A 5,840-nucleotide genomic window follows, 5' to 3' on the forward strand; every position below is an offset into this window, starting at 1 on the left:
GCCACCGCCTGCAACTGGGCGAGCATGCCGCGCAGGTCGTTGGGCGCGTGTTCGCCGTCGATCAGCAGCCAGTCGAAACCGGCATTGGCCGCCAGCTCGGCGCAGTAGGCATCGGCCAGGCCGAGCCACAGGCCGATTTGCGGTTCACCGCTGTGCAGGCGTCGCTTGAAGTGGTTGATGGGCATGTCCATGAGCAGGTCCTTAAACGAAGCGGCAGGCGATGGAGCCGAGCATGTCGTAGTCGACGTGGAAGGTGTCACCTGGGCGAGCGGCGACCGGGCGGGTGAACGAACCCCCAAGGATGATCTGGCCGGGCTGCAAGGTGACGTCGTACGGCGCCAGTTTGTTGGCCAGCCAGGCAACGCCTTTGGCCGGGTGGTTGAGCACGGCAGCGCTGACCCCGGATTCCTCGATCACGCCATTGCGGTAGAGCACCGCCGGCACTTTGCGCAGGTCGATTTCGGTGGGGCGCACGGCCCGCCCGCCCATCACCACGCCGGCATTGGCGGCGTTGTCGGAGATGGTGTCGAACACCTTGCGGGTGGCCTGGGTTTGCGGGTCCACCTGCTGGATGCGCGCGTCAATGATTTCCAGCGCCGGGATCACCCACTCGGTGGCGTCCAGCACATCAAACACGGTGATGTTCGGGCCCTTCAGCGGCTTGCCGAGGATGAACGCCAACTCCACTTCAACCCGCGGCACGATGAAGCGCTCGAAGGGGATGTCGCTGCCTTCGTCGAACAGCATGTCGTCGAGCAAGGCGCCGTAGTCGGGCTCGGTGATGTTCGACGATACCTGCATGGCGCGCGAGGTCAGGCCGATCTTGTGGCCCACCAGCTTGCGCCCGGCGGCGATCTTTTTTGCCACCCAGGCGCGCTGGATGGCGTAGGCGTCTTCGATGGTGATTGCCGGTTGCTCCAGCGAGAACTGGCGCACTTGCTCGCGGGAGCGTTCGGCCTGGTCGAGGCGGTCGGCGGCGTGCTGGATGAAAGCGTTGTCTAGCATGGGGGCGGTCTCTTGATTCAAGGGTTGACGATGGCAGCCTGGGTGCGCAGCACCAGCAGGCCGCCCAGGGCGATGAAGACGGCGAGTACGTACAGGGCAAGGCTGGCGCTGTGGGTGGTGTCGCGCACCCAGCCGATGAAGTAGGGCGTGAAGAACGAGGCGATGCTGCCCAGCGAGCTGATCAGGGCAATGCCGGCGGCCTGGGTACGAGCGTTGAGGAACGCCGGCGGCAGTTGCCAGAACATCGGCAGCGCAGCGCTGGCGCCCATGCCGGCCAGCACCAGGCCGGCCATTACCGGCAGCGCCTGCTCGGGGGCAATGGCCGCAATAGCGATGCCGATGGCAGCCATCAGCAGCGGTACGCACAGGTGCCAGCGGCGTTCGCGTTGGCGGTCGCTGGAGCGGCCGCACGCCAGCATGAACACGCAGCCGGCCACGTACGGCACAGCGCTGAGCAGGCCGACACTGGCGTCGCTGGCCACACCGGCACTGTGAATCAGGCTGGGCATCCAGAACGCAAGGGTATTCACCGCCAGCATCACCGCGCAATACACGGCCACCAACAGCCACAGCGCACGGCTTGCGAAAATGGCGCCGAACGAGGTTACGGGCTTGCGCTGTTCTTCCTCACCGAATTGCGCGCGCAGCGTGGCTTTCTGCTGCTCATCCAGCCAGCTCACCCGCTCGAAGTGCTCCGGCAAAACGGCCAGTACCACCAGGCCCAGCAACACCACCGGCGCCCCTTCGAGCAGGAACATCCACTGCCAGCCACGCAGCCCGCCCGTGTCGTGCATGAAGGCCAGTATGGCCCCGGACACTGGCCCGCCGACCACTCCGGCCAACGGCACGGCAATGGCGAACAGCGCGGTGACCTGGGCGCGGCGCCCGGCCGGGTACCAGCGGTTGAGGTAAACCAGAATGCCCGGGAAGAACCCGGCCTCGGCCGCGCCCAGGGCAAAGCGCAACAGGTAGAACGCGCTGCTGCTTTCGATCAGCAGCATGCTGGTCGACAACAGCCCCCACACCACCATCAGGCAGGCGATCCAGCGGCGTGGGCCAACGCGGTCGAGCATCAGGTTGCTGGGGACGCCGAACAGCGCATAGGCAATGAAGAACAGCCCGGCACCCAGGCCATAGACCGTGTCGGACAAATGCAGGTCCTGGCTCATCTGCATCTTGGCGAAGCCAATGTTGATGCGGTCCAGGTGGGCGAACAGGTAGCACACCAGCAGCAGCGGCATCAGCCGCCAGGTGACTGCCCGATGGGTACTGTCGGCCCGTTCAACGTGTGCCTCGCGCGGCGAGGCTTGTTCGAGTGTGCTCATGTTTTTGTACTTATTCTGTAATGAGTCGGGGAGGGCGTGGTTTGAGCCGGCGCGCTAGCGGTTGAACAGTGGGTGCAAGGTGCTGTGCTTGGCGTCGTAGACCTGGGCGGTGCTGTGGTCGATCTGCACGGTGATGCCGATCGGGCGCTGTTGCAGCAGTGGGTCCAGGCGCGCTTTCAACACTGCCAGCAAGCTGTCGCCCACTGTTTTGTGCACCTCGGCGCTACGGCCGGTAGCCATGCGCAGGTTGGCGTACAGAAAGCCGTATTCGCCTTTGCCGTCGGCCACCGCGCAATGGGCGGCGGGGTAGGCCAGCACGCGTGTACCGCCAGTGGGGAACACGGCTTTGCCTTCGGCATCGCGCTGTTCGAGCATGGTGTCGGCCAGGGCGCGGCACAGGCCGGGGATGTCGGCGTCGGTTTCCAGGTCGGGGGTATAGAGCAGAACCAGGTGTGGCATGGGGGCCTCCTCGGTGAGGGGCGGCTGGCCACCCGCCAGGGCGACCAGCCGCGAACGGGTGGGTTACAGGCGGCTGGTGGGCACCACGGCGGCCGGGTTGGCGGCCTGGGCAGCGGGGATGGCACCACCGTCCTGCGGGGTGACCGGGAAGATCGCGTTGATCTGGCCGGTGCCGGAAGAGCCGAAGTAGGGCGTGACCACTTCGGCCTTGCCGTCGTAATCGGACCAGCCCAGCGCACCCAGCAGCATTGCCGTGTCGTGCATGAAGCCTTCACCGTGGCCTTTGGCGGCGTACTCCGGCAGCATCCCGCAGAACGCTTCCCACTCGCCGTCCTGCCACATTTGCACCACACGGTGGTCGAGGGTTTCGAGGAACGGGCTCCACACCTTGGTGGCAAAGTCCGGCGCCTGGCCGTTCTGCGCGAAGCGGTGCGACAGCGAGCCGCTGGCCAGGAACGCCACGGTGCCGTCGTAGTGGTCTTCTACTGCCTTGCGCATGGCCCAGCCCAGGCGGGCACTGTCGGCCAGGTAGTGCGAGGTGCACAGTGCCGAGACCGAGACCACTTTGAAGTGCTGGTCCTGGTTCATGTAGCGCATGGGCACCAGGGTGCCGTATTCCGGGGCGAGGGTGGTGGCGTGGTGGGCCATGGTTTCGACGTTGAAGCGGTTGCACTCCTCGGCCAGCAGCTTGCCCAGCTCGGGATTGCCGGGGAATGCGTAGGGCATGTTGCTGATGAAGTGCGGCAGTTCGTTGCTGGTGTACACGCCCTCGAAATGCGGCCCGCACAGCACGTGGTAGTTGGCGTTGACCAGCCAGTGCGTGTCGAACACGACGATGGTGTCCACGCCCAGCTCACGGCAACGGCGGCTGATTTCGTGATGCCCGTCGATGGCCGCCTGGCGAAAGCCTTGGCGCGGGCCTGGCAGTTCGGACATGTACATGGACGGTACATGGGTAATCTTGGCAGTGAGAGCGAGTTTGCCCATGGGGGTCTCCGATAAGACGCTGTTGTTGTTTTGGGGCTGACCCGGTCCCTTGTAGGAGCGGCCTTGTGCCGCGATGGGGCGCACAGCGGCCCCGGCGATATCTGCGGCGAGGCTGAAATCCAGGGGCCGCTGCGCGCCCCATCGCGGCACAAGGCCGCTCCTACACGGGCGGTGTAAACCGCACAGAGGGTTAGATGCCCCAGCGAGGAATGTGGTGATTACCCATGGAAATACACACGTTCTTGATCTCTGCAAAGACCTCGAAGCTGTACTGCCCGCCCTCACGCCCGGTACCGGAACCTTTCACGCCGCCGAACGGCTGGCGCAGGTCGCGTACGTTCTGGCTGTTGATGAACACCATGCCGGCCTCGATGCCACGGGCCAGGCGATGGGCTTTGCCGATGTCCTGGGTCCAGATGTACGAGGCCAGGCCATACTCGGTGTCGTTGGCCAGTTGCAGCGCCTCGGCTTCGTCCTTGAACGGGATCAGGCACACCACCGGGCCAAAGATTTCTTCCTGGGCAATGCGCATCTTGTTGTTCACGTCGGCGAATACGGTGGGCTGGATGAACTGCCCCTTGGCCAGGTGCGCAGGCAGGTTGGCCGGGCGCTCCAGGCCCCCGGCGACCAGGCGTGCACCTTCTTCGATGCCAATGCGGATGTACCCGGTGACCTTGTCATAGTGCTGCTGGGTGATCATCGAACCGACCTGGGTTTTCGGGTCGGTCGGGTCACCTACGATCAGGCGCTTGGCGCGCGCCGCAAACTCTGCGACAAACTGCGGGTACACGCTTTCCTGGATGAAGATGCGGCTGCCGGCGGTGCAGCGCTCGCCGTTCAGCGAGAAGATGGTGAACAGCGCGGCGTCCAGCGCACGCTCAAGGTCTGCGTCTTCGAAGATCAGCACGGGCGACTTGCCGCCCAGTTCCATCGAGTACTTTTTAAGGCCTGCGGTCTGCATGATCTTCTTGCCGGTGGCGGTACCGCCGGTGAAGGAAATGGCGCGCACATCGGGGTGGCGGACCAGGGCATCGCCGGCGGTAGCGCCGTAACCCTGGATCACGTTCAGCACCCCGTTGGGGATGCCGGCTTCTACCGCCAGGCGGCCCAGTTCGTTGGCGGTCAGCGGCGACAGCTCGCTCATCTTCAGCACGGCGGTGTTGCCCAGCGCCAGGCACGGCGCAGTCTTCCAGGTAGCCGTCATGAACGGCACGTTCCATGGGCTTACCAGGCCGCACACACCCACCGGCTGGTACAGGGTGTAGTTGAGCATCTGGTCGTCGACCGGGTAGGTATGGCCGTCCATGCGCGTGCACACTTCGGCGAAGAAGTCGAAGTTGTGCGAGGCACGCGGGATCAGCACGTTCTTGGTCTGGTGGATCGGCAGGCCGGTGTCGAGGGTTTCCAGCTCGGCGAGTTTCGGCACGTTCTGCTCAATCAGCTCACCCAGCTTGCGCATCAGCCGGGCACGTTCCTTGGCCGGGGTGTTGGCCCACTTGGGGAAGGCTTCCTTGGCCGCAGCCACAGCCTGGGCCACTTCCTCGGCGCCGCCGCTGGCGACTTCGCAGATGGCGTCGCCGGTGGCCGGGTTGTAGTTGACGAAGGTGTCTTTGCTCTCGACCTCACGGCCGTTGATCCAGTGCTTGATCATGCTGCTCATGCCTTGTTGTTCTTGAAGAAGTCAGCTTCGCTGACGATACGGTTGACCAGGCGACCGACGCCTTCCACTTCCACCACCACTTCGTCACCCGGCACCACATCGGCCAGGCCTTCTGGCGTGCCGGTGGCGATCATGTCGCCCGGTTGCAGGGTCATGAAGCTGGAGAAGTATTCGATGAGGTGCGGGATGTCGAAGATCATGTCCGCGGTGGTGCCTTCCTGCTTCAGCTCACCGTTGATCCAGGTGCGCAGCTTCAGGTTGCTGACGTCTGGCACATCGGCCGCATCGACGATCCACGGGCCGACCGGGGTGGTGGCGTCGCGGTTTTTTACCCGCAGGTTGGGGCGGTAGTAGTTTTCCAGGTAGTCGCGGATGGCGTAGTCGTTGCACACGGTGTAGCCGGC

7 protein-coding genes are annotated in these 5,840 nt (G+C 64.7%); all 7 read right to left on the reverse strand.

From position 1 onward, the window contains the following. Nucleotides 1-191: aldolase/citrate lyase family protein (locus E8E78_RS19260; protein ID WP_280337128.1), on the reverse strand; the 191-nt coding region annotated here is incomplete at its 3' end. 10 nt (nucleotides 192-201) lie between these two features. After that, nucleotides 202-1,005: a 2-oxo-hept-4-ene-1,7-dioate hydratase gene (gene hpaH, locus E8E78_RS19265; RefSeq protein WP_049274708.1), complete on the reverse strand. Its 804-nt coding sequence runs from the start codon at nucleotides 1,003-1,005 to the stop codon at nucleotides 202-204. Between the two features lie 17 nt (nucleotides 1,006-1,022). Continuing rightward, the gene (locus E8E78_RS19270) at nucleotides 1,023-2,330 is read right to left on the reverse strand and encodes an MFS transporter (RefSeq protein ID WP_049274709.1); all 1,308 of its coding nucleotides are present in this window, start codon (nucleotides 2,328-2,330) and stop codon (nucleotides 1,023-1,025) included. Between the two features lie 54 nt (nucleotides 2,331-2,384). Next, entirely contained in the window at nucleotides 2,385-2,789 is a 405-nt protein-coding gene (locus E8E78_RS19275) for a 5-carboxymethyl-2-hydroxymuconate Delta-isomerase (protein ID WP_016498996.1), read from the reverse strand. A 63-nt stretch (nucleotides 2,790-2,852) separates the two neighbouring features. Beyond that, on the reverse strand, nucleotides 2,853-3,776 hold the full coding sequence (gene hpaD, locus E8E78_RS19280) for a 3,4-dihydroxyphenylacetate 2,3-dioxygenase (protein WP_016498997.1): 924 nt from the start codon (nucleotides 3,774-3,776) through the stop codon (nucleotides 2,853-2,855). A gap of 190 nt (nucleotides 3,777-3,966) precedes the next feature. Continuing rightward, nucleotides 3,967-5,427 carry a 5-carboxymethyl-2-hydroxymuconate semialdehyde dehydrogenase gene (hpaE, locus tag E8E78_RS19285; protein WP_041167996.1) on the reverse strand — a complete coding sequence of 487 codons (1,461 nt, stop codon included), beginning with the start codon at nucleotides 5,425-5,427 and terminating at the stop codon, nucleotides 3,967-3,969. Between the two features lie 5 nt (nucleotides 5,428-5,432). Further along, nucleotides 5,433-5,840 (reverse strand): fumarylacetoacetate hydrolase family protein (locus E8E78_RS19290; RefSeq protein WP_280313832.1); only part of this gene is annotated, 408 nt, incomplete at its 5' end.

The sequence above is a fragment of the Pseudomonas sp. BN505 genome, assembly GCF_029873175.1.
In the GTDB taxonomy this organism is placed as follows: Bacteria; Pseudomonadota; Gammaproteobacteria; order Pseudomonadales; family Pseudomonadaceae; genus Aquipseudomonas; species Aquipseudomonas putida.

What these genes read in the sequence shown, in the direction of transcription:
- E8E78_RS19275 (WP_016498996.1), bottom strand. Translation starts at nt 2,789, where the DNA reads ATGCCACACCTGGTTCTGCTCTATACCCCCGACCTGGAAACCGACGCC.
- hpaE (WP_041167996.1), bottom strand. Translation starts at nt 5,427, where the DNA reads ATGATCAAGCACTGGATCAACGGCCGTGAGGTCGAGAGCAAAGACACC.
- hpaD (WP_016498997.1), bottom strand. Translation starts at nt 3,776, where the DNA reads ATGGGCAAACTCGCTCTCACTGCCAAGATTACCCATGTACCGTCCATG.
- hpaH (WP_049274708.1), bottom strand. Translation starts at nt 1,005, where the DNA reads ATGCTAGACAACGCTTTCATCCAGCACGCCGCCGACCGCCTCGACCAG.
- E8E78_RS19270 (WP_049274709.1), bottom strand. Translation starts at nt 2,330, where the DNA reads ATGAGCACACTCGAACAAGCCTCGCCGCGCGAGGCACACGTTGAACGG.